The organism is Trinickia mobilis (assembly GCF_017315705.1).
Taxonomy (GTDB): domain Bacteria; phylum Pseudomonadota; class Gammaproteobacteria; order Burkholderiales; family Burkholderiaceae; genus Trinickia_A; species Trinickia_A mobilis.
In genome coordinates this window covers 111,778-133,593 of the sequence record NZ_JAFLRF010000009.1, presented here as the reverse complement: position 1 = coordinate 133,593, position 21,816 = coordinate 111,778, and the positions used below count along the sequence as shown (strand labels likewise).

Annotated in this window: 19 protein-coding genes; 7 read left to right on the top strand and 12 right to left on the bottom strand. The window is 65.8% G+C overall.

Annotation, left to right across the window (positions count from 1 at the left end):
- Positions 1–242: 242 nt before the first annotated feature.
- Positions 243–1,475, top strand: coding sequence for a DUF6402 family protein (locus tag J3489_RS14845; RefSeq protein WP_309491373.1), 1,233 nt, complete (start codon positions 243–245; stop codon positions 1,473–1,475).
- 65 nt (positions 1,476–1,540) lie between these two features.
- Complete coding sequence (locus J3489_RS14840; RefSeq protein WP_206999209.1) at positions 1,541–1,837, top strand: hypothetical protein; 297 nt, start codon at positions 1,541–1,543, stop codon at positions 1,835–1,837.
- A 95-nt stretch (positions 1,838–1,932) separates the two neighbouring features.
- On the opposite strand, the gene J3489_RS14835 is transcribed toward J3489_RS14840, so the two are convergent.
- Together J3489_RS14835 and J3489_RS14830 are read right to left on the bottom strand one after the other, a co-directional pair.
- Positions 1,933–3,186 carry a UbiH/UbiF/VisC/COQ6 family ubiquinone biosynthesis hydroxylase gene (locus J3489_RS14835; RefSeq protein ID WP_206999207.1) on the bottom strand — a complete coding sequence of 418 codons (1,254 nt, stop codon included), beginning with the start codon at positions 3,184–3,186 and terminating at the stop codon, positions 1,933–1,935.
- A 16-nt stretch (positions 3,187–3,202) separates the two neighbouring features.
- On the bottom strand, positions 3,203–4,687 hold the full coding sequence (locus J3489_RS14830; protein WP_206999205.1) for an aminopeptidase P N-terminal domain-containing protein: 1,485 nt from the start codon (positions 4,685–4,687) through the stop codon (positions 3,203–3,205).
- A gap of 255 nt (positions 4,688–4,942) precedes the next feature.
- On the opposite strand from J3489_RS14830, the gene J3489_RS14825 reads away from it, so the two are divergent.
- Together J3489_RS14825 and J3489_RS14820 are read left to right on the top strand one after the other, a co-directional pair.
- Positions 4,943–5,554, top strand: a complete 612-nt coding sequence (locus J3489_RS14825) for a glutathione S-transferase C-terminal domain-containing protein (RefSeq protein WP_206999203.1) — start codon at positions 4,943–4,945, stop codon at positions 5,552–5,554.
- 176 nt (positions 5,555–5,730) lie between these two features.
- Entirely contained in the window at positions 5,731–6,573 is an 843-nt protein-coding gene (locus J3489_RS14820; protein ID WP_206999422.1) for an ABC transporter permease, read from the top strand.
- 13 nt (positions 6,574–6,586) lie between these two features.
- On the opposite strand, the gene J3489_RS14815 is transcribed toward J3489_RS14820, so the two are convergent.
- From J3489_RS14815 to J3489_RS14805, 3 genes are all read right to left on the bottom strand, one after another.
- Positions 6,587–8,200, bottom strand: a complete 1,614-nt coding sequence (locus J3489_RS14815) for an FMN-binding glutamate synthase family protein (RefSeq protein ID WP_206999201.1) — start codon at positions 8,198–8,200, stop codon at positions 6,587–6,589.
- Positions 8,201–8,263: 63 nt separating this feature from the next.
- Positions 8,264–9,427 (bottom strand): tRNA 2-thiouridine(34) synthase MnmA, encoded by a 1,164-nt coding sequence (mnmA, locus tag J3489_RS14810; protein ID WP_206999199.1) that lies wholly within the window; start codon positions 9,425–9,427, stop codon positions 8,264–8,266.
- A gap of 4 nt (positions 9,428–9,431) precedes the next feature.
- Complete coding sequence (locus tag J3489_RS14805; RefSeq protein WP_206999197.1) at positions 9,432–10,001, bottom strand: NUDIX hydrolase; 570 nt, start codon at positions 9,999–10,001, stop codon at positions 9,432–9,434.
- Between the two features lie 208 nt (positions 10,002–10,209).
- Here J3489_RS14805 and J3489_RS14800 point away from each other — a divergent pair, with 208 nt between their 5' ends.
- From J3489_RS14800 to J3489_RS14790, 3 genes are read left to right on the top strand one after another with little or no spacing between them, the layout of a single operon-like run.
- The gene (locus J3489_RS14800) at positions 10,210–11,361 is read left to right on the top strand and encodes a Re/Si-specific NAD(P)(+) transhydrogenase subunit alpha (RefSeq protein WP_206999195.1); all 1,152 of its coding nucleotides are present in this window, start codon (positions 10,210–10,212) and stop codon (positions 11,359–11,361) included.
- A gap of 10 nt (positions 11,362–11,371) precedes the next feature.
- The gene (locus J3489_RS14795; protein WP_206999193.1) at positions 11,372–11,692 is read left to right on the top strand and encodes a proton-translocating transhydrogenase family protein; all 321 of its coding nucleotides are present in this window, start codon (positions 11,372–11,374) and stop codon (positions 11,690–11,692) included.
- Positions 11,693–13,147, top strand: coding sequence for an NAD(P)(+) transhydrogenase (Re/Si-specific) subunit beta (locus tag J3489_RS14790; RefSeq protein WP_206999191.1), 1,455 nt, complete (start codon positions 11,693–11,695; stop codon positions 13,145–13,147). It begins immediately after the preceding gene.
- Between the two features lie 303 nt (positions 13,148–13,450).
- On the opposite strand, the gene J3489_RS14785 is transcribed toward J3489_RS14790, so the two are convergent.
- The 7 genes from J3489_RS14785 to J3489_RS14755 form a co-directional block, all read right to left on the bottom strand.
- On the bottom strand, positions 13,451–14,137 hold the full coding sequence (locus tag J3489_RS14785; RefSeq protein WP_206999190.1) for a helix-turn-helix transcriptional regulator: 687 nt from the start codon (positions 14,135–14,137) through the stop codon (positions 13,451–13,453).
- 163 nt (positions 14,138–14,300) lie between these two features.
- Positions 14,301–14,699 (bottom strand): VOC family protein, encoded by a 399-nt coding sequence (locus tag J3489_RS14780; protein WP_206999188.1) that lies wholly within the window; start codon positions 14,697–14,699, stop codon positions 14,301–14,303.
- 286 nt (positions 14,700–14,985) lie between these two features.
- Complete coding sequence (locus J3489_RS14775; RefSeq protein ID WP_206999187.1) at positions 14,986–16,278, bottom strand: THUMP domain-containing class I SAM-dependent RNA methyltransferase; 1,293 nt, start codon at positions 16,276–16,278, stop codon at positions 14,986–14,988.
- A gap of 154 nt (positions 16,279–16,432) precedes the next feature.
- Complete coding sequence (locus J3489_RS14770; RefSeq protein ID WP_206999185.1) at positions 16,433–18,574, bottom strand: site-specific recombinase; 2,142 nt, start codon at positions 18,572–18,574, stop codon at positions 16,433–16,435.
- Between the two features lie 132 nt (positions 18,575–18,706).
- Positions 18,707–19,498 carry a PqiC family protein gene (locus J3489_RS14765; RefSeq protein WP_206999183.1) on the bottom strand — a complete coding sequence of 264 codons (792 nt, stop codon included), beginning with the start codon at positions 19,496–19,498 and terminating at the stop codon, positions 18,707–18,709.
- Positions 19,495–21,165, bottom strand: a complete 1,671-nt coding sequence (locus tag J3489_RS14760; RefSeq protein WP_206999181.1) for a PqiB family protein — start codon at positions 21,163–21,165, stop codon at positions 19,495–19,497. Before J3489_RS14760 ends, J3489_RS14765 begins: the two co-directional genes overlap by 4 nt.
- The gene (locus J3489_RS14755; protein ID WP_206999178.1) at positions 21,158–21,814 is read right to left on the bottom strand and encodes a paraquat-inducible protein A; all 657 of its coding nucleotides are present in this window, start codon (positions 21,812–21,814) and stop codon (positions 21,158–21,160) included. The genes J3489_RS14760 and J3489_RS14755 overlap by 8 nt, the downstream gene beginning before the upstream one ends.
- Between the last annotated feature and the right edge of the window lie 2 nt (positions 21,815–21,816).

Below are 21,816 nucleotides of genomic sequence, written 5' to 3'. Positions count from 1 at the left end.
TAGCGTTAACGGGCCGGCCTTCGCCCACGTCTCTCGGCGTGGCGTGCCTGTCTACGTGATCCTTCTATGTTGCCTCGGATGCGGACGTACTGGCGCGTTATGCGCCCGACCCACAGAACTGGCCCGGGTCGGCGCGCTGCGACGACAGGGACATCCCGCTCTGATTTAGGAGTTTGCTGATTTATTTCCAAGCCCCTTTGGGCGCTGATGGAGGGCTATCAACTGAAACGGAGGCTGACACTGTGGCTGGCAACAACGAACAACTTCCCTACTACACGCCGGGCTTGCTCTTGCCGTGGAAGTGGAAACGCAATGAGAGTTGCACGCCTTTGAACATTGAAGAGTTTGCACTCGCCAGCGACAAACTCGCGCTGCCCTTGCGCGACCAACCGCCGCCGACCCCGGTGCCGGAGAGGCCGCCCGAACCCAAGCGCTCGCCCAAGGATCCATGGGTGAATCTGATTGAACTCGGGCTGGATTTTCGCGATTGGCTGAATACACCGTCGCCGCCCAAGCCCCCGCCTGCCGCCGCAGCACCAGCCGTCAAGAAGCCGCGCGTCAAGCCGTTCGATTTGCAAGACATTCCGGACGCAATGGAACGAATCGGCTGGCCGATGTCGGCCAAAGTCATGCGCAAGTGGTTTGCCGGGGAATTGAACTACGCCAATACCGACGACGGAGCCAGGTTTGGCATCAATCAGAATGGGAAGCCGTTTCCGCCAAGCATGATTGATACAAACATGTTCAAGCTGGATTGGATATTGGGTTTTCCGCGTGCAAAAGAGAAGTATGATGAGCTAATAGATGTGGAGATCCACTCGAACGCGGCAAGGCGAGAGATCATTAGAATGTTTGGGCGCCACAATCCGTCACCCTACTATCGCGACGGATGGAAATTAAGCGAAAGAAATATGCATCAGTACCATAAGGAATTTCAATTTCAGTTAACGAAGGTGGATTCCGGTTTTTCGGATAAATTATTCATGTTCTTGAGAGGTGCTGCTGCGCCAAATGGCCTGTTCATGGATGATCTATATGGATCACTTGGTGCTTTTACTCTTAATGCTGCAATTGGTGGCCACTATTTTTATGGGAGGCAAGGCGGGCGCATGCGCGTCGAGGTGCACGACATCGCAATCTACATGCGAGATGTTTTTACATTCCATGATCGCAATAATTCATACCTGCACGGCGCTATCAAGAGCGGTTCGCAATACTTGGGGCATTGGAATAAAAAGGGATTTATCATCGTGCCTGGGGCCACTCTCGCCGGAGAGATGACAACGTGGGATTGGCCTATGTTTCCCGTTGCCAGGGACGGCATGATTTCAGACGGCAACATCTATTACCCCGTCCGCAATAAGGATTATCGGCAATGGCAACTCAAGCACGGGCAAGGTGGCGATCTGGTTTTGTACTCGGATAAAAGGCTGCTCAGGTTGAAAGTGCCACTAATTGTCGAGTTTGACCTATGAGGGATCCCAAGCCAAGGCGAGTGCGACTTTTCAGACTAGCTGTGTTGGCAGTGGTAATTGCGAGCATGCCATATTGCTATGATGCGCTGAACCGGTCCGGGGCGCGTGAGTGCCGGCGCGAAACCGTCGAAAACTACATCGGGGAAACGTGCTATTTGCCGAACGAGTGGGGTGTAGTGTTCCGGCTCTATGACGCGCGTAGTGGCGAACTGCTGGCGGAGCGAAGCTATGTCGACCCCGAGGTTCCACGCTTGCTTTGGATAGGCAACGATGTGCAATACGACTTCAACGCCAAGGACGGGGAAGGATTCGTAACGCTGCCCCCAACATGGTTAGACAAGCTGCGGGCCAAACTGCCGTAACCCAAGTAGCGGTGCTTCCACCAGTGTCGCTTTTTTCTGATGAACTGCCCCTACCTCTACGACTCGTAAGCTCGGATGAGCGGGGGAGCGGAACGTCAGCGACGTTGCCCGAACATCATTTGTCGCGCGAGCGCCGTCTTGGCCGCGGGCATCAGTTCGAGCGCCGCCAGCGCCAGCCCGCGCAGCGTCGCGAGCGGCGCGAAGTCGATCGTGAAGAGGCGGGCGAGCGTGTCGGTGGCGCCGATCGTCAGGCGCCGGTCGAGCGCGCGGCGTTCGGCGAACGACGCCAGCGCAAGCGGCGTCGCGCCGAATTCGGAAAGCGCATCGGCGAGCGCATGCGCATCGCGCAAACCGAGGTTCAGCCCTTGGCCTGCGACCGGATGCAGCGTTTGCGCGGCATTGCCGATGGCGACGATGCGCCCTTTGACGAGCATGTCGACGGCATTCAGTCCGAGCGGGAACGACGCCCGGCCGGTGATCGCTTCGAAGCGCCCCATGCGCGAGCCGAACGCCGTGCCGAGCTCGGCGAGGAACTCGGCGTCCGGAAGCTGTGCCCGGCGCGCGGCCTCGTCGGGATCCGAGCACCAGACGAGCGAGTAGTCCGCGTTGCGCGGGCCGCCCATCGGCAAGAGCGCGATCGGCCCTTCGGACGTGAAGCGCTCCCACGCGACATGCGGCTGCGGCGCCGACACGGTGACGGTGCCGACAAGCGCGGTCTGCTTGTAGTCGCGCGTGCTGCCGGCCTGGCCGCCGTCCGCGCGCTCGAGGCTCGAGCCGGTGCGGCGCTGGTCGTGATACACGCCGCCTTCCGCGTTCACGAGAACGCGCGTGCGCAGGCTGCGTGCGCCCTGTGCGTTCTCGATCGGCAGCGTGACGCTGTCGTGTCCGCGCAGCGGCGGCAGGGCCGACGTCGATGTGAACCAGCGGACGTGCGTGCCACGCACGGCGCGCGCAAGCGTATTCACGATCGACCCATAGCGCGCGACGTAGCCGAGCGCGGGCAGTTCATGCTCGTCGTGTTCGATCAGCGTGCGTCCGAAGTGGCCGCGCTGCGACACGTGAATGCGTTCGATGGCGGTCGCGTCCGCGGGCCATGCTGCGAGCGGTTCGAGCAGCATGCGGCTGCCTTGCGAGACGGCGATCGCGCGCGGGTCGCCGGACGCGCTTTCGGGTTCGCGCGCGTCGACGAGCGCAATCGACAGCGCCCGCGTCGCGCTGCGCCGCGCGAGCCAGGCGGCGAGCCCGAGGCCCACTGGCCCGGCGCCGACGATCGTCACGTCGAAATCGAATGGCTGCTCGGCAGCGGCGGTGGTTGCCGGGTGCGCGCCGGCCGCGGGTGCGTCTTTCATCGTACGGATTCGCTGTTCATTCGCCCGGCGTGCCGGCCTGTGCTTCACGCATCAGCGCTTCGATCTCGTCGGCCTTGACCGGCACGTCGCGCGTCATCAGCTCGCAGCCGCCGGGGGTGACGATCGCGTCGTCTTCGATGCGAATGCCGATGTTCCAATAACGCTCCGGCACGTTTTCGCTCGCGCGCACGTAAAGGCCGGGTTCGATCGTGAGCGTCATCGACGGTTTCAGCAAGCGCGACGACGGCGTGCCCGTTTCGTCCGGCGCGGCATGCCGTTCGCGGTAGTCGCCGCAGTCGTGCACGTCCATGCCGATCCAGTGGCCCGTGCGGTGCATGTAGAACGGCGCGTAGGCGCGCTCGGCGATCACGTCGTCGACCGACGCGAAGCGCTGGCGGTCGACGATGCCCGTGTCGAGGAGCCCTTGCGACAGCACGCGCACGGCGGCCTGGTGCGGGGTGTCGAAGTGCGCGCCGGCGCGGGTCGCGTCGATGGCGGCTTGCTGGGCGGCGAGCACGATGTCGTACAGCTCGCGCTGGGCCGGGGAGAAACGGCCGTTCGCCGGGAAGGTGCGGGTGATGTCGGACGCGTAGCCGTCGAGTTCGCAGGCGGCGTCGATCAGGATCAGGTCGCCGTCCTTGGCGACCGCGTTGCCGGCTGGGTAGTGCAGCACGCACGCGTTGGCGCCGGCGGCGACGATCGAACCGTAGGCCGGAGCCTGGGCGCCGCGGCGGCGGAACGTGTACAGCAGTTCCGCTTCGAGTTCGTACTCGCGGACTCCCGGGCGGCACGCCTGCATCGCGCGGCGGTGCGCCTCGGCCGATATTCTGGCGGCGCGGCGCATGATCGCGAGCTCGTGGTCGTCCTTGATGAGCCGCATCTCGTCGAGCACCGGCAGCAGGTCGCGCAGCGCGGCGGGCGCCACCACGCCGCTGCGGCTTTGCGCGCGCACCGCGTCGAGCCAGCGGCGCACCTGGTCGTCCAGTTCCGCCGACGCACCGAATCCGTAGTGCAGCGCAGGGGCATCGGCGATCAGGCGCGGCATCTTGGTGTCGAGTGCGTCGATCGGGAACGCGGCGTCGACGCCAAACGTTTCGCGCGCGCCTTCCGGGCCGAAACGGAAGCCCTCCCAGGTCTCGCGCGCCGGGTCCTTCTCGCGGCAGAAGAGGATCGACGCCGGCTCGCCCGGCGCTGCGCCGGCATCGAGCACGAGCACGGCTTGCGGCTCGGCAAAGCCGGTCAGGTAATAGAAGTAGCTGTCGTGCCGGTAGGGGTAGTCGGCGTCGCGGTTGCGCAGCGCTTCGCGCGCGGTCGGGACGATGGCGAGTCCGCCGCCCGCGGCGCGCAGCGCGGTGAGCACGCGTTCGCGGCGGCCGCGGTAGATGTCCTCCACTCCCCGAAGGGGGCTTCCTGCGAGGCGAGGGACTTCCTTCCGGGCGTCCCCCAAGGGGACTTCCTTCGGGGCGCCGGCGGCAAGGGAGAGTTCGGTCGGCTGATTCATCGTGCGATTGTAGCGCTCTCAAGAAAACGCCGGGCCGCCCCAAGTTGGGGGCGCTCCATTCATCAACACTTTTAAGTCGAGCGCGCGCCGGTCATCCGGCGGGCACCGTGCCGCGTTGTCGTTAGAGGGGGGCCCCGCCGGCCGCGCTGTTGCATTCCATCCACATGCCTGAAACGGCCGATATGATGGCGTCTGGCGACCGCCGGTATGATCGTCGGCAACGTATACTCTTCCTCTCAAAATTGAGAAAAGCAGATGATGAAATTAATCGGTTCGCTCAGCAGCCCGTTTACCCGCAAGGCGCGGGTCGTGCTCGCCGAAAAGAAAATCGACTACCAATTGGTGCTCGAGGATGTCTGGGCGCCGAACACGGGTATTCACCAGTTCAATCCGCTCGGGAAGGTGCCGTGCCTGGTGATGGAAGACGGGGAAGCGGTGTTCGATTCGCGTGTGATCTGTGAATACGTCGATACGTTGTCGCCGGTCGGCAAGCTGATTCCGCAGTCGGGGCGCGAGCGCATCGAAGTGCGCTGCTGGGAAGCGCTTGCCGATGGCATTCTCGACGCGGCCGTGCTGATTCGCGTGGAGAGCACGCAGCGTCCGGAGGCGCATCGCGTCGAATCGTGGGTCGAGCGCCAGCAGCGCAAGGTCGACGAAGGGCTCGTCGCCATGTCGCAGGGGCTCGGCGGCAATGCTTGGTGCACCGGCAACCACTATTCGCTCGCCGACATCGCGCTGGGTTGCGTGCTCGGCTATCTCGACTTCCGCTTTCCGGAATCGAGCTGGCGCGACAAGCACCCGAATCTCGACAAGCATTTCGCGAAGCTGTCCCAGCGGCAGTCGTTTATCGATACCGTTCCGGCTTGAGCCGAAGCGCTGCGCGGTAAAGGAAAATATTGCCGCGCAGCCGCCGATAGTCCGACATTCCGATCATCATTCGCCGCGCCGGCAAGCCATTGTTCGTGTCCGCACGGACCCCGTGCGGGCCGACGTGTACGGTGTTCTCAAGAGCTCAGTCAAGGCGGACGGCGATGAATCAACCCATGTCTCATGGCGTGCCGTCTCGCATCGCAGATGCGGGACCCGGGCAAGCCGAACTCACCGGACGCAAGCCACCACGCTCGCGGCGCAAGCTCGTGATCGGCCTGCGCGTCGCGCTGGTGCTGCTGGTGGCGATCGGATGGGAATTCGCCGCGCGGCGCAATTGGCTCGATCCGTTCTTCTATTCGATGCCGTCGGCGATCGCGCTGCAGCTCTTTTATTGGTTTCGCGAAGGCACCGCTCAAGGGCCGCTTCTCGTGCAACTGCAGGTCACGTTCGAGGAGGCCTTGCTGGGACTCGTCGTGGGATCGATCGCGGGGGCGGGGGGCGCGATCGTTCTCGTTCGCAATACGCTGCTTGCCGAGGTGTTCGGCTTTTACATCAGGATCGCCAACGCGTTGCCGCTGATCGTGCTCGGCGCGATCTTCGTGATCGCGCTGGGTTCGGGGATGACGTCGAAGATCGCGCTCGCCGTTGTGATGGCGTTCTTCATCGCGTTCGGGAATGCGTACCAGCGCGCGTCCGAGGTCGACAGCACGCTTCGCGGTGACGGTTCGACGTCTGCGGCGCGGCGCCCGACCGTCCCCGAGGTGATTTCCGCAGCGCTGCGCGGGGCGCTCGCGAGCCTGCGCATGGCGTTTGCGCTGGCGCTCGCCGGAACGCTCGCCGGCGAGTTTCTCGGCGCGACGCAGGGAATCGGGTGCGTGATCGCGAGTTCGCTGCGCGAGTTCAACGCGAGCGGCGTGTTGGCGGCGATGATCGCGTTGGGCGGGGTGGCGTTGATCGCCGACTACTTGTTGGCAGCCCTTCAGCGTTGGTCGCTGATGTGCCGGCCGCAAACTTGAGCGCTTGCCTCGCTCAGGCCGCCATCGCGCCGTCGTCCTTCAACGCAAACGAATCGCTGCGCGCGAGCGGCCACCAATTCTCGTACAGCCAGTAGCGATAGTTGCCGGTCAAGAGATCGTTCGGCTGGAGATAGCACAACAGCTGCGACATCAGCTTCACCTCATGAGACGACACGCGCCGCACGATGTGATGGGCGCGCAGGTCGGACGGATGTTCGAGGCCCGCCGCCTGGATGATCTCCTGCAGCGCGTGCAGCGTGTTGTGATGGAAGTTGAAGACGCGGTCGGCCTTGTCGGGCACGACGATCGCGCGCTGGCGCACCGGGTCCTGCGTCGCGACGCCGGTCGGGCAGCGGCCGGTGTGGCAGGTCTGCGCCTGGATGCAGCCCACGGCGAACATGAAGCCGCGCGCGGCGTTCACCCAGTCTGCGCCGATCGCGAGCGTCTTCGCGATATCGAACGCGGTGATCATCTTGCCGCTCGCGCCGATACGGATCCTGTCGCGCAAACCGATGCCGACGAGCGTGTTGTGAACGAGGAGCAAGCCCTCCTGCAGCGGCACGCCCACGTGGTCGGTAAATTCGAGCGGCGCCGCGCCCGTGCCCCCTTCGGCGCCGTCGACGACGATGAAGTCCGGCGCAATCCCCGTCTCCAGCATGGCCTTCGCGATGCCGAAGAATTCCCATGGATGGCCGATGCAGAGCTTGAAGCCGGTCGGCTTGCCGCCCGACAGGTTGCGCAGACGGTCGACGAATTCGAGCAGGCCGCGCGGCGTCGAGAACTCCGAGTGCGACGCGGGCGAGATACAGTCGCGGCCCATCGGCACCCCGCGCGTCTCCGCGATCTCCGGCGTGATCTTCGCGGCCGGCAGCACGCCGCCGTGGCCGGGCTTCGCGCCTTGCGACAGCTTCACTTCGATCATTTTCACTTGCGGCTCGCGTGCCTGCTTCGCGAACTTGTCGGCGTTGAACGTGCCGTCGTCGTTGCGGCAGCCGAAGTAGCCCGAGGCGACCTCCCAGATGATGTCGCCGCCGTGCTCGCGGTGATATTTCGACATCGAGCCTTCGCCGGTGTCGTGCGCGAAGTTGCCTTTCTTGGCACCTAGGTTCAGCGCGCGGATCGCGTTCGCCGACAGCGAGCCGAAGCTCATCGCCGAAACGTTGAAGATCGACATCGAGTACGGCTGCGCGCGGTCGGCGCCGACGGTGATGCGGAAATCGTGTCCGGCGAGCTGGGTCGGGGCGAGCGAATGGCTGATCCACTCGTGCGCGACGGCTTTGACGTCGAGCTCGGTGCCGTACGGGCGGCTGTCGACTTCGTTCTTCGAGCGCTGGTAGACGATGCTGCGCTGGGCGCGCGAAAACGGTTTTTCGTCGGTATCGTCTTCGACGAAGTACTGGCGGATCTCCGGCCGGATGAACTCGAACATGAAGCGCAGGTGGCCCCACAGCGGGTAGTTGCGCAGGATACTGTGGCGTTCCTGTCTCAGGTCGAAGAGGCCGAACGCGACGAGCGCGAGCGGGAGCAGGACCCACGGCCACGAGATCGAATGCCGCGCCGCGAGGATGGCGCCGGCCACCAAGAGCAGCACGGCGCACCACATTGCAAGATAGCGTCGAGAGAACATAAGGGCTCCAAAGCGGTCACGGGCCGCCGCAACGGCGAGCGCCAAGTCTACCCGCAATAAGTTTCAGCGTGCTGCGAGGAGCGCCGCTTCGGGGCGGCGGGTGGCCGGCTGAGCGGTGGCGGCGTGCTCGATGATGCCGCCGCCGAGGCAGATGTCGCCGTCGTAGAGCACGGCGGACTGGCCGGGCGTGACGGCCCATTGCGCGGTAGCGAACCCCAATTCGAAAGGCTCGCCTTCGGATCCGTTGGAGCCGCTAAAGGCGTCGGCCGTGGCGAACGTGCAGGCCGCGTCGGCCTGCCGGTAGCGGGTCTTCGCGCCGCAGCGCTTGCCGGGCTCGGGTGCCGCACCCGCGACCCAGCTCGGGTTGCCCGCGATCAGCGTTTCCGACAGCAGCCACGGATGGTCGTGCCCCTGTGCGACGTAGAGCGTATTGGACGGAATGTCCTTGCCCGCGACGAACCACGGCTCGCCGCTGCCCGTCTTGCTGCCGCCGAGCCCAATCCCCTTGCGCTGCCCGAACGTGTAGAACGCGAGCCCGATATGCTCGCCGACGGTCTTGCCGTCCGGCGTCTTCATCGGTCCCGGTTGCGTCGGCAGGTAGCGGTTCAGAAAGTCGCGGAACGGCCGTTCGCCGATGAAGCAGATCCCGGTCGAATCCTTCTTCTTCGCGTTCGGCAGGCCGATCTGCGCGGCGATCTCGCGGACTTTCGTTTTCGGAATCTCGCCCAGCGGGAAGAGCGTCTTCGAAAGCTGCGCCTGGTTCAGGCGGTGCAGGAAGTACGACTGGTCCTTCGTTGGGTCGAGCGCTTTCAAGAGCTCGAAGCGGCCGTCGAATTCGCGCACGCGCGCATAGTGCCCGGTCGCGATCGTCTCGCCGCCAAGCGACATCGCGTGATCGAGAAACGCCTTGAACTTGATCTCGGCGTTGCAGAGCACGTCGGGGTTCGGCGTGCGGCCGGCCGAGTACTCGCGCAGGAACTCCGCGAAGACGCGGTCCTTATATTCGGCGGCAAAGTTGACCGCCTCGACGTCGATGCCGATCAAGTCGGCGACCGAGACGACGTCGATCCAGTCCTGCCGCGTCGAACAGTACTCGCTGTCGTCGTCGTCTTCCCAGTTCTTCATGAAGAGGCCGACGACTTCGTACCCCTGTTCTTTGAGCAGCCACGCGGTCACCGACGAATCGACGCCGCCCGACATGCCCACCACCACTCGTTGCTTGCTCATGGATTCACTGACTTTCTGTCTTGGGCCCGACCGAATGCGTGTGCACGAAGTCGAGCGGGAAGCGCCGGCCTGCGAGGTAATCGTCGACGCAATGCATGACGAGCGGCGTACGGTGGCGCTCGGTGCAGGCGCGCAACTCGTCGGCGGTGAGCCACAGCGTGCGGACGATGTCGGCGTCGAGCGCGCGTTCCGCCAGCACCTTGCCGCTTTTCCCGCAGAACGTGAAGCGCAAGTAAGTGGTGCCGCAGCTATCCGGCTGGGCTGAAACAGCCCCCACGCTCACTGCGTTCGCTGCCCCCCGAGGGGGCGTCAGTACGCCTGGGGCGGCCCGGCGCGTACTGAAGAAATGCGCCATGTAGACGCCGACCAGCGCCTCGGGCGTGAACGGATGCGCCGTTTCCTCGAGGGTCTCGCGCACGACTGCTTCGACGAGCGTTTCGCCCGCCTCCAAGTGACCGGCCGGTTGGTTGATGCGCAAACCGTCGGAGGTATGTTCTTCGACGACGAGAAAACGCCCGTCGCGCTCGACGATCGCCGCCACCGTCACATGCGGGGCCCAGGTTTCCGGTTTCATAGACGCGCATTTTACCGTTTGCCCGGCCGGGCTGCCGGACCTGCGCCGGCACGCGACCTGTCGGGTTGGACCAAATTCCAGCGCTCGCGCAGTTTCGGTTAAAGTGACGCGGTGAATCCGTGGCCCTAAGTGGCCGTTACTGTAAGAGCCGGCGTGCTTCGCCGGTCGATCTTCGCTTTACAACAAGAAGGCAGAGGAGGAATCAACAATGCACATCGGAGTGCCAGCCGAGACACGTGCGAACGAAACGCGCGTCGCCGCGACGCCCGAGACAGTCAAGAAATACGTCGGCCAGGGTCATCGCGTCACGATTCAGAGGGGCGCCGGCACCGCGGCGAGCTTCACCGACGAAGCATTCGCCGCCGCGGGCGCGGAGCTCGTCGATGCGGCTGCCGCGTTCGGCGCCGATCTCGTTCTCAAGGTCCAATCTCCCACCGAAGCCGAGCTGCCGCTGATGAAGCGCGGCGCCGTGCTCGTCGGCATGCTCGATCCTTTCAACGCCGAGAACGCCGCGCTGCTGGCGAGCGCCGGGGTTGCCGCGTTCGCGCTCGAAGCCGCGCCGCGCACGACGCGCGCGCAGAGTCTCGACGTGCTGTCGTCGCAGGCGAACATCGCCGGCTACAAGGCGGTGCTCGTCGCCGCCGAGCGCTATCCGCGCTTCCTGCCGATGCTGATGACCGCCGCGGGCACCGTAAAAGCCGCGCGCGTGCTGGTGCTGGGCGCGGGCGTCGCGGGCTTGCAGGCGATTGCCACGGCCAAGCGCCTGGGCGCGGTGATCGAAGCTTCCGACGTGCGGCCCGCCGTCAAGGAGCAGATCGAATCGCTCGGCGCGAAGTTCATCGACGTGCCTTACGAAACGCAAGAAGAGCGCGAAGCGGCCGAAGGCGTCGGCGGCTATGCGCGGCCGATGCCGCCGAGCTGGCTGGCGCGGCAGTCGGTGGCGGTCCACGAGCGCGCGAAGCAAGCCGACATCGTCATCTCGACCGCGCTGATCCCGGGGCGCCCCGCACCGACGCTGATCTCCATCGACACCGTGCAGGCCATGAAACCCGGCTCGGTGATCGTCGACCTGGCGGCCGGACGCGGCCCCGAGTTCGAAGGCCACAATGGACGACGGGGCGGCAACTGCCCGCTCACCGAGGCCGATCAGGTGGTGGTGAGGCACGGCGTGACGATCGTCGGCTTCACGAATCTTGCGTCCATGGTCGCGGCGGACGCCTCGTCGCTCTACGCGCGCAACCTGCTCGACTTCCTGAAGCTGATCGTCACGAAGGAAGGCACGCTCAACATCGATCTCGCGGACGACATCGTCGCGGCCACGCTGCTGGCCCGCGACGGCGAAGTCACGCGCAAGGCTTAAGGGGACGGCGATGGAAATCATCAATCACACGGTCATCAATCTGATCATCTTCGTGCTGGCGGTGTACGTCGGCTACCACGTCGTCTGGAACGTGACCCCCGCGCTGCATACGCCGCTCATGGCGGTCACCAACGCGATCTCGGCGATCGTGATCGTCGGCGCGATGCTCGCCACGGGCCTGACGGTCGGCCCCGGCAAGTTCTTCGGCCCGGTCGCGGTCGCGCTCGCGGCGGTCAACGTGTTCGGCGGGTTCCTGGTCACCCGGCGAATGCTCGAGATGTTCAAGAAGAAAGAGCCCAAAAAGATCGCCGGTCCGAAGGAGGGTGCGTAAATGAGCATGAACGTCGTTACGCTGCTGTACCTCGTGGCATCGGTGTGCTTCATCCAGGCGCTCAAGGGGCTGTCGAATCCGAAGAGCGCGCGCGCCGGCAATATGTTCGGGATGGTCGGCATGGCGATCGCGATCGGCACGACCGTCACGCTGATCATGAAGCAGGCAGCCGCGCTCGGCTCGAATCTGGGCCTCGGGCTCGGCCTGCTGTTCGCGGCGCTGGTGGTGGGCGGCGCGGTGGGGGCGTATATCGCCGCGCGCGTCGAGATGACGAAGATGCCGGAACTCGTCGCGGCGATGCACTCGCTGATCGGTCTGGCGGCGGTGTGCATCGCCTATGCGGTGGTGTCGGAGCCGGCTGCGTTCGGCCTCGTCGATCCCGACAATTCGGTGCCGGGTTTCCTGCCCTACGGCAACCGCATCGAGCTCTTCATCGGCACGTTCGTCGGAGCGATCACGTTCTCCGGTTCGGTGATCGCGTTCGGCAAGCTCTCGGGCAAGTACAAGTTCCGCTTGTTCCAGGGCGCGCCAGTGGTCTACCCGGGGCAGCACCTGATCAACCTGATGCTCGCGCTCGGCATGATCGGCTTCGGCGTGATCTTCTTCCTCACGCAATCGTGGCTGCCGTTCATCATCATGACGCTGATCGCGTTCGCGCTCGGCGTGCTGATCATCATCCCGATCGGCGGCGCGGATATGCCGGTCGTCGTGTCGATGCTCAATTCGTACTCGGGATGGGCGGCGGCGGGCATCGGCTTCTCGCTGAACAACGCGATGCTGATCATCGCCGGGTCGCTGGTCGGCTCGTCCGGTGCGATTCTGTCGTACATCATGTGCAAGGCGATGAACCGCTCGTTCTTCAACGTGCTGCTGGGCGGCTTCGGCACCGAGCCGGGCGCGGCGGCGGCAGGCGGCGCGGCCGAGCAGCGGCCGGTGAAGTCGGGCTCGGCCGAGGATGCGTCGTTCATGCTCGGCAACGCGGAGACGGTGGTGATCGTGCCGGGCTACGGGCTGGCCGTCGCACGCGCGCAGCACGCACTGAAGGAACTCACCGACAAGCTCGTCGAGAAGGGCATCGACGTGAAGTACGCCATTCACCCCGTCGCGGGCCGCATGCCGGGGCACATGAACGTGCTGCTCGCGGAAGCCGAAGTGCCGTACGAGATCGTCCACGAGATGGAAGACATCAACGGCGAGTTCGGCCAGGTCGACGTGGTGCTGGTGCTCGGCGCGAACGACGTAGTGAATCCGGCGGCGAAGAACGATCCGCAGTCGCCGATCGCGGGCATGCCGATCATCGAGGCGTACAAGGCGCGCACGGTGATCGTCAACAAGCGCTCGATGGCGGCGGGCTACGCGGGGCTCGACAACGACCTCTTCTACATGGACAAGACCATGATGGTTTTCGGCGATGCGAAGAAGGTGATCGAGGATATGGTGAAGTCCGTCGATTGAGCGGGTGCAGCGCGCATACCGTTTTCGGTATGCGCGTTTGGCTTGGCGTCAGCAGGCGCGGCGCAGTCTTATTGAGCTGAGCCCTCGTATGGTTTGGTGGCTTTGAATGGGCGGATAGTGAATTTTTCGCCGTGGGCCGCGCAGTCGTCGGCGATAGCGTGCCACCACTTATTCGTGACTAAGGAACCCAACAGTCTATGTGAAAAGTTATACTAATTGAATGCGCAATTTGCCGCTGCTTGTAACGCGCTCAACGCCTGCTTGCAGTTGTATGCAACCGGCATCGAGCTCTTCATCAGCCCGTCAGTTCGAAGGCGCGTTGACGCGCCGCAGATAATCCGCGAGCCGCCTTCCCTCGACATCGGGAAACGGTTCGTGCGGCTCGACGCTCGTCATGCGCGCGATGTCGAAATTGCGGAAGTCCGAACGCAGCTCGCACCACGCGCCGATTGTCCAGCGCCCGCCCCAGTAGACAAGTCCGAGCGGCCATACGCGCCGCTCGGTCTCCTGCCCCAGCCGGTCCCGATACGCGAAGCTCACGACGTGGTGCGTATCGACGGCTCGATGAAGCGCATCCACCTTTGCCGAAAAATCCCGGTCGATATGAAACGACGGCGCGAACACCGCGAGGCGTTCGAGCGTCGCGCGCTTGTCGGCGGGCATCGCGGACGCGATTTTCGCGAGCGCGCTGCGGGCGCCGCCTGCGAGCCCGGCGCCGCCCCAGGTCTCGATCATCCGCGCGCCGGCCGCGAGTGCGGCCAGTTCGTCGGCGGTGAACGTGAGCGGCGGCAGGCTCGCGGAACGGCTCAGCCGGTAACCGATCCCCGCTTCGCCTTCGATCGGCACGCCGGACAACTGCAGATCGCGCACGTCCCGGTACACGGTGCGCGGCGACACGGACAGCCATTCCGACAACTGCTGTGCGGTGGTGAGACGCCGGCCGCGCAACAACTCGGCGATCTGAAACAGGCGGTCGGCGCGGCGGGTCATGTCAGTGCGCGCCGGGCCGCCCCAAGTGCACTGACCGCCCCCTCGGGGGGCAGCGAACGAAGTGAGCGTGGGGGCTGTTTCATGTTAGAAGGACGGCGAACAGTCGAATCGCGGCGATTCCGCGATGATAGCGCCGCGCTCCGGACGCCGCCGTCTACTCACATCACGCGAGCTTCAGCGAATGCAGGCCGACGCGGTTGCCTTCGCTATCGGCGAAGTACGCGATATAGCCGATGTTGTTCGGCAGCTCGACGGCCGGGCCGTGCTTCTTGCCGCCGGCACGCTCGATGCGCGCGAGCGCGCCGGTGACGGTGGGCGTCGCGTCGAGATACACGAGCACGCCATCGGCGGCCGGCTTCGCGTGCTGCGGGTTGAAGACGATCGCGCCGCCCGTGGCGCCTTCTTCGTGCGCGAACACGGCCATCGGCACGCCGCCGAAGATTTCGCGCTGGAGCGGGACGTCGAGCGCGGCTTCGTAGAAGCGGACGGCGCGTTCGAAATCCATCGCGGGAATTTCGAACCAGGACAGCACGCGGGTGGATGCGAGAGTGGCGGCAGACATGACGGTCTCCGAAAAGAGTGGCGGTAAGCCGGACAAAGCGCCGGATGGCGCGTGATTGAAGTCTGCGACGGGCCTGCTGACAGCGTTCTGTCAGCAGCCTGGCTGTCGAGCTTGAAGTCGTTTCTCGAGACCGGGCGTCCGCTGCCGACGACGGCTTCGCGCTCAGGCTGGCCGCCGCGGGATTGAGGTGATGCGCGGCACGCCTTTGCCGCGTGCCGCGTTGGCTCCGCTGCGCTTCGAGCGGGCAACGCGGTGTCCGCGCAGGATCACCCGCGCGGCTCGCAGTTCAAGCCGGCGTATCGCCCGCCGGCCGCTGCTTGACGCTGCCCGTCACCAGATCGAAGCGGAACAGGCGGCATTCGAGCGCGCCGTTGAAAAGCGGCGTCTTCGCCGATTCGCGCAGCCGCAACTGACCGGGCAGCTTGCGATCGGACGTGAGGATGAACGCGCGCCACCCGGAAAAGCGCTGCTTGAGCGCGTCGCCGAGCGATTGGAAGAATTCGCTGTCGGGCGTATCGGTATGCACGCGGCGGAAACCTTCGTTGTCGTCGCCGCGCCGGGGCTCGCGGATCTCGCCGCGCGGGCCGCGGCCGCGCACTTCGATCCGCTCGCCATACGGCGGATTCGCGACGAGGATGCCCGGCGCCGCCGCGGGCGGCGTCATGCCGCGCGCGTCGACCTGCTTGAGCGAGATCGGCGGCAAGCCTGCGCGCTCGAAGTTCGCGCGCGCCTTCTCGAGCATGTCGCCGGAGATATCGCTGCCGAAGATCTCCAGGTCCGCGCGCGGTGCACGGGCCGCGCGCTTCGCATCCATGGCTTCAACCTTGAGCGCCTGCCACGCGGCGACGTCGTATTGCTTGAGTTTTTCGAATCCGAAGCGGCGCTCGACGCCCGGCGCGATGTTCAGCGCGACCTGCGCGGCTTCGGCGAGGAACGTGCCGCTGCCGCACATCGGATCGTAGAGCGGCGTGCCCGCCGTCCATCCGGTGAGCCGCAGGATGCCCGCGGCGAGATTTTCGCGCAGCGGCGCCGCGCCCTTGTCGAGCCGCCAGCCGCGCTTGAAGAGCGGCTCGCCCGAGGTGTCGAGATAAAGCGTGCAGTCGGTCGCGGTCAGGAACGCGAAGATGCGCACGTCGGGCTGCGCGGTGTCGATGCTCGGACGCGCGCCGCTGACTTCGCGCAGCCGGTCGCAGACGGCGTCCTTCACGCGCAGCGTCGCGAATTCGAGGCTGCGCAGCGGCGATTTGATCGCGGTGATGTCGACGCGCAGCGTTTCGTTCGCCGAGAACCACTGTTCCCAGCGCTGCTCGGCGGCGAGTGCGTAGATGTCCTGCTCGTTTCGATACGGGCGATGCGCGATTTTCAGGAGCACGCGGCTCGCGATCCGTGAATGCAGGTTCGCCGCCATGCCGGCTTTCCAGCCGCCGCGAAAATGCACCCCGCCCGGCACTTGCGCGCCCGCTTCGAGCTGACCCGCACCGGCGTGGCGCGCGCCGATCTCCGCGAGCTCGGCGGCAAGCGCGGCTTCGAGCCCGCGCGGGCAGGGGAGGAAAAAGTCGAACGGGGCAGGGGAGGACATGGAGCGGCGCCGATTATTGCAAAGTACGCCATTGTACGCGGCGCGGGCTCCGGCGCCGCCGGCCCATTCGCCGAGCTGGCGACATGGGCCGGGAAGCCGTCAGGCTGCGCGACGTTCGACGACGAAGTCGCGCGGCGAGCGAGTCATGTACGGCTCAATCCGTCTTCAACCCGCTGACCGAGCGCTCATCGCCGGATTTGACCGGCCACACGAGCTGCAGCGGATTCTTCAGCACCGAACTGCGCACGGCACGCACGAGCGAGCGCACGGCCGTGGGACGCAAGCTGCGCGAACGCACGGCCATATGGAACGCGAATGCAAAGCTGACAGCGACGTTCAGGATCGCCATGCTCATCACGCCAGCCACCGCCCACCAGAATTCGCCGGTGTGCAGGATGTCCGTGCCGAGCACGCCGGCCGCGACGCCGATCGAACCCGCGGATAGCGTCACGTGGCGCACTTCGAACGTGAACGCGAACGCGGTGAGAATCGCAGGCACGAGGCCGAGCATCAGGCCGAGGCCCACGTTGCCCACCACGCCCGCAATGTTCGAGCGGCAGAACTTCGCGAGCCGCGCCGCGCCGGCCGCGCCGAGCGTCATCCTCAAGCGCCGGTTGTAGGCGAGCGCGTCGCCTACGCGGTGCAGCACGAACCAGTTGTCGGCCCATCCCGCGATCAGGCTCGACGACCATAGCAGCACGCCCGTCAGCGCAGCGTAGAACGGCGTCGGTCCGAGGAGCGAGAACGATTGCAGCGTGTGATGCGCTTTTTCGTGCGAGATCACGTCCGTATGCAGCACGGCCCTGAACAGTATCTGGACGAGCAGGCAAAACGGCACCACCAGCATCACGTTGCCGAAAATCGCGGCCGACTGCGTGCGGATCAGCGCGATCACCGACGCGACAAACGCGTTGAGGCCGCTCGGCGTGCCCGTGCCGTCGAGCTCGCGCGCGATGGTCGGCGCGGTCATCGCCGGCTGCTTGGTCGCCAGCGTGAAATGCAGGAAGTGCATCAGCGTGAAGCTCGCCGCGTAGTTGATGCCGGCGAAGAGGCCCTCGATCATCGATTGCAGATGCACGCCCGTGATCCCGAATTTCACGCACACGGTCACGACCGTCACGAGGCCGCCGCCCGCCGCCATCCGCAGCATCGTCAGATACTCGCTGCGGTCGCGCGCGATGTAGTGTTCGCCGACGTCCGCGCTCGTCTCGACCACCTTGCGCGCGAGCAGCGCGAAGTTGCTGCGCAAAAGGTGCGATACGCTTTGGCTCGCCTGATTCGCGTCGACGAGCTCGGCGGCGAGGCGCGCTCCTTCGCGCAGATCGTCGCCGGCCATCCAGGCGTCGAGCAGGTGCTCGGCGCGCAGGATGCGCATGCGCATCCGTTCCACCTGGAACACGATGTCGACGCTCACGCCGTTGCGGTACAGATGCGCGAACACCCGGTCGACGGCGGCGCGGCACTCGTCGAGCAGCACGCGCAGATAGTTCACTTCGTGCAGCAGTTGCTGTTCCGGCTCGCCGCCTTCCTCGACGGCGGTATTGGCGGTCTCGACCGCGAGCATCGCGCGCGTCAGCCGGTAGAACGATTGCTTCTCGAGCGGCATGCGGGAATCTTCGTCGTCGAGACGGCTTCTCACCGTTTGCGACAGGCCCGTCGAGCTGATCTGGCAGATCAGGCTGTGCAGCGCCGTCAGCAGATCGCCTGACAGCGCGACAGGTTTGTGCTTGTCGTTTTCCGCCGCCTCGTAGTCGAGCAGCGCGCGCAATTGCGCTAGCAAGTCGAGCGGCAGCGACTCGATCCATTCGGCGTCGTTCTCCGACGGGAACATCAACGTGACGAGCGCGCTCAAGTCGCGCTGATTCGGAGCAGGAGGGATCAGCGACGATTGGAAGCGATCGAAGATCGCCCCGAAAAAACCCGACTGAACCGGCATGCCCGCGTCGCACAGCAGCGAAATGGCGTCGCTTTCGTGCAGCGTCGCCTGCAGGATGGCGGCGACGTTCGCCCTCCATTCAGGATTGCGATCCAGCACGCGGAACAGATGGCGCAGCCGCGTGTGTTCGGATTTGGGGCGCTCGGCGTCGCGTGGCCCGGCGCCGGCATCGTTCGCCTCGCTGCCGGCGGCCTGCACGGTGCCTTTGCGGCGAATCCAGTGTGCGAGTTCGATGAGCCATTCGCTGCGCTCTGCAAATGGCGCGCCGGCATCGGCCGTTGCGAGCAGCGTGTCGAGCTGGTGGCCGGCATTGCGCGAGGCTCGCCATTTTTTGACGAGGGTGGTGAGGGATCGAAACATAAGCTTGCTTTTGGCATCCAGCGGCACGAGGGCCGTGGGATTCCATTCACATGGTTAGGAAAACGAAGATCGGTTCGCAGACCGGCGCAGCGCGCCGGTCAGGAGCCCGAAGCATCGACTCGACCGGATGCGTCAGCCGGCGGCCGGCGCCGTGGCTCCGGCCGTGGGAGCCGGGGAGGGCATCGCCGCGGGGCATGGCACCGCGGCGGGCTGTGCAGTCGCGGTGTCCGAGCCCGCCTTCCCGGGCGTTTCGCGCGCCGGTCGGGCGGTGGCGAGTGCGCGCACGCCGGTGGCGATCTCGTCCGACATCTGATCGACCGCGCGCCGGTGACCGTCGACGAGCGCGTCGATGCCGGGGCCAACCGGCTCGGCGGCGAGCGTGCGGCACGTGAGCACCGAGCGCGTACCGACCGCGCGCACGCTCCACACGGCTTCGAGGACGGCCTGCGACCCGGGCCACGATTCGAAGCGCTGCACGTTGACGCTGATCCGGTAGACGGGCACGCCGCCCGGGTAGGGCGAGCCGGATACGTCGATGGTGCCGAGCCGCCGCGTCAGGTCGCCCGACAGCGCGCGACGGATCTCGTCGCCAGGCAGCGACGCCCAGCGTTCCTGTTCGAGCACGTCGACTTGCGAGCCGTTCGAGCGCACGACGATTTGATTCCTCGCGACCTGCGATGGGACGTCGATAGGCGGCACTTCGATCAAGAGCGCGGGATTCGCCGGAGCCGGCGATGCCGCGGCAGGCGCGGAGGCGCCGACGGGCGCGCCGCCCGCACCGAGCGTGTAGAAGCGGCTGGGCGGCGACGAACAGGCCGCGAGCGCGGCCACGCCCGCGGCGCAAGCGGCGAATCGCAGCGCAGTCTGCAGCGCGGACGTTGGGCCGGACGCACGCGCGGCAGAGGTCAGCCGGTCGACGCTCATGGTTTATCTCCTGGTTTGCCGCGCAACAGCGACTCGGGGTGTCGTTCCAGATAATCGGACAGCGCATTCAGCGACTGCAGCGTGCGCGTGAGTTCGGTGAGCGCCTGATGAACATCGGACTGCAGCGGCGAATCCTGCTCCAGCGTGGCCTGCGCGGCGCCGAACGTCTGCTTCGCGGCCGCCAGCGTGTCGCGCGCTTGCGGCGCCACTTGCGTGTCGAGCTGCTTGAACAGGTTGTCGGCGTTCTTCAAGGCGCTGTTCAGGTTTGCGCCGATTTGATCGAACGGCACCTGATCGAGTTTCTTCGCGATGTCCGCCACTTGCAGCTGCAGTTCGTCGAGCGTGTTCGGCACGGTCGGCAGCTCGAGCGGCGCGCGGTCCGCGTCCACTTTCACGGGCGGCGCCTTCGGGAACATGTCGAGCGCGACATAAAGCTGGCTCGTCAGCAGGTTGCCGGTTCGCAATTGACCGCGCAGGCCGTGCGCGACGAGTTCCGTGAGCAGTGCCTTGCCGGCCGCCGTGCCGCCGCTCTCGACCGATTCGCGGAAGCGCCGGCCGAGGCGGTCGGGGTACAGGTTCATCGTCACCGGCATCGTGAAGTTGCGCGCCTTCGGGTCGTAGTCGACCCCGATGTTCGTCACTTCGCCGAGCACGATGCCGCGGAAATCGACCGTCGCGCCCGGCGAGAGCCCGCGCAGCGACTGGTTGAACTTCATCACGACCGTCAGCGCCGGACCGTCCGGCTCGCGCATCGCCGCGCTTTCGTCGGCCGACAGCCGGAACACCGTGTTGACGGGCGCCGGCTCGCCGACCGCCTGCCCCGGCGGCGACTGGAACGCCAGGCCGCCGACGATCACCGTCGCGAGCGACTGCGTATTGAGCTTCAGGCCGCTCGAATCGAGGCGCAGGTCGACGCCGCTCGCGTGCCACCAGCGCGAGTTGGTGCCGACGTACTGATCGTACGGCGCATTGATGAAGACGCCGATGGTCACGCCGGTGCCGTCCTTGTCGAGCGAGAAGCCCACCACCTGGCCGACCTGCACGCGCCGGTAGAACACCGGCGAGCCGATATCGATCGAGCCGAGCGAATCGCCGCGCAGCGTGTATTGATGGCCCTTCTGGTCGCCCGTCACCGCGGGCGGCGTTTCGAGCCCGACGAACTCGGTCTGGCCCTCGGCCGATTTGCCGGCGTCGACGCCGATGTAAGCGCCCGAGAGCAGCGTATTGAGGCCCGACACGCCGCTCGTGCCGATGCGCGGACGCACGACCCAGAAGCGCGTGTCCTTGACCGCGAAGTTCTCGGCCTCCTTGGTCAACTGCACTTCGACGATGACGCGCGAGCGGTCCTTCGACAGCGTGATGGTCCTCACCGAGCCGATATCGACATCCTTGTACTTGACCTTCGTCTTGCCGCCCGGCTCGAGCCCTTCCGCGCTGGAGAAGCTGATCGTGATGGTCGGGCCGCGGTCGACCACCGCCTTCGCGACGAGCGCCACGCCGATCAGCGCGGCAATGAGCGGAATCAGCCAGACGAGCGACGGCAGCCAGCCGCTCTTGCGCACCTGGATCGGATCGGGAATGTCGGGCGGCAGGCCGGAGCCGCCGCCGGTTCCGCCAGGCTCCGTGCCGCGTGGCGCGTTGTGTGACGGTCCTTGCGGGCTATTCATCGTGTTGTCCTGAGTGGTCCACGTTGTCCCAGATAAGCCGAGGGTCGAATTGCATGGCGGCGATCATCGTCAGCACGACGACCGACGCGAACGCGAGCGCGCCCCAGCCCGCCGTGATGACGGCGAGCGAATTGAAGCGCACGAGCGAAACGGTGAGCGTGATCACGAACACGTCGAGCATCGACCAGCGGCCGATCCGCTCGACGAGCCGATAGAGCTTCGCGCGCTCCAGCGGGCGCCAGGGCGAGCGTCGCTGCGCGGTGATGGTGAGCAGCGTCAGCACGACGAGCTTGAGCATCGGCACGAGGATGCTCGCGATGAAGATGATGATCGCGAGCGGCCAGTCGCCCGACGTCCAGAAGTAGACGACGCCGCTCATGATCGTGTCGTCTTGGCTGCCGACGAGCGACGACGTGTGCAAGACCGGCAGCAGATTCGCCGGAATATAGAGGAGTGCCGCGGCGATCAGGAGCGCCCAGGTGCGCGGGATGCTGTCGAGGTTGCGCTGATGGAGCGGCGCGCCGCAGCGCGAGCAGCGCTGCGGCGGCACGCGCTCGTGCGCGCCGGCCGGCGGGGTGGCGCGCTCGTCGACATGGCCGCACGCATGGCAGGCCATGAAGCCGGCTTGGGCCGCTGTGATATAGGTCATCG